Here is a 1,386-nt window from a genome sequence, read left to right as displayed (position 1 = left end):
CACCATCCGGAACACCCGAGATGGTTACTGTTAGCGTTTCGGAGCCGTCCGTCAGACCGGCATCGATATCAAGGGCGATGGCTGAATCTTCATTGCCAGACGCATCCAAAACATCAAGCGTTAGCGCATCCGCAACACCGGCGACATCAACTGTCAGACTGTCGGTCGTTACGGCAACATCTTCACCGTCCGCAGACTGAGCACTCACACCAAGATCAAACGACCCACTGAAATCATCAGCAGGCGTAATCGTCAGACCTTCAAGGTCGCCTGAACTCAACGTCCAGGTGCCATCCCCATTATCTGTACCAGCCGACAAGGTCGCCCCGTCCGGAACACCGGAGATCGTCACTGTCAGAGTTTCGGAACTGTCGGTAAGGCCAGAATTGATATCGAGCGCAATCGCACTGTCTTCCGAGCCACTGGCGTCAGACGTTTCCAGCGTCGGCGCATCAGCAACACCGGCAACATCAACCGTGATCGAACCAGAAGTCGTCGCGACATCTTCGCCATCTGCCGATTGCGCTGTAACATCAAGATCGAACGAACCGCTAAAGTCATCTGCCGGTGTAATCGTCAGTCCTTCAAGATCAGCCGACGACAGGGTCCATGTCCCATCGCCGTTATTCGTACCAGCCGACAAAGTCGCACCATCCGGAACACCGGAGACGGTCACCGTCAGAACTTCCGAGCTATCGGTAAGGCCCGCATTGATATCCAGCGCAATCGCGCTGTCTTCCGAACCGCTAGCATCAGACGTTTCCAACGTCGGCGCATCCGCGACGCCAGCAACCTCAACCGTAATCGAACCGGAAGTCGTCGCAACGTCTCCGCCATCCGCAGACTGTGCCGTCACACCAATGTCGAACGAACCACTAAAGTCATCTGCCGGGGTAATCGTCAAACCTTCTAGGTCGCCAGACGACAAGGTCCATGTGCCATCGCTGTTATCCGTACCGGCCGAGAGGGTCGCACCGTCCGGTACGCCGGAGATCGTAACTGTCAGAGTTTCGCTGGAATCCGTCAGACCGGCATCGATATCCAGCGCAATAGCCGAATCTTCATTGCCAGACGCATCCGCCACATCAAGCGTTGGCGCATCGGCAACACCCGCAACATCAACCGTGATCGAACCACTGGTCGTCGCAACATCTTCACCATCCGCAGACTGAGCGGTCACACCAAGATCAAAGCTGCCAGAGAAGTCATCCGCAGGCGTAATCGTCAGACCTTCAAGATCACCAGACGACAGCGTCCAGGTGCCATCACCATTATCCGTACCAGCCGACAGGGTCGCACCATCCGGAACACCGGAGATCGTCACAGTGAGAACTTCACTGGAATCTGTCAGACCCGCATCAATATCGAGCGCAATCGCACTGTCTT

General features: G+C 55.9%; 1 protein-coding gene. It reads right to left on the bottom strand.

Going from position 1 to position 1,386, the window contains the following annotated elements; all coding sequences use genetic code 11:
- Positions 1-1,386: Ig-like domain-containing protein (locus tag AMM48_RS22255; RefSeq protein WP_198413579.1), on the bottom strand; the 1,386-nt coding region annotated here is incomplete at both ends.

The organism is Thalassospira sp. GB04J01 (assembly GCF_000751115.1).
GTDB classification, from domain to species: Bacteria; Pseudomonadota; Alphaproteobacteria; order Rhodospirillales; family Thalassospiraceae; genus Thalassospira; species Thalassospira lucentensis.
The sequence above is the reverse complement of the archived record's forward strand: the minus strand, read 5'-3'. Positions and strand labels throughout refer to the sequence as shown.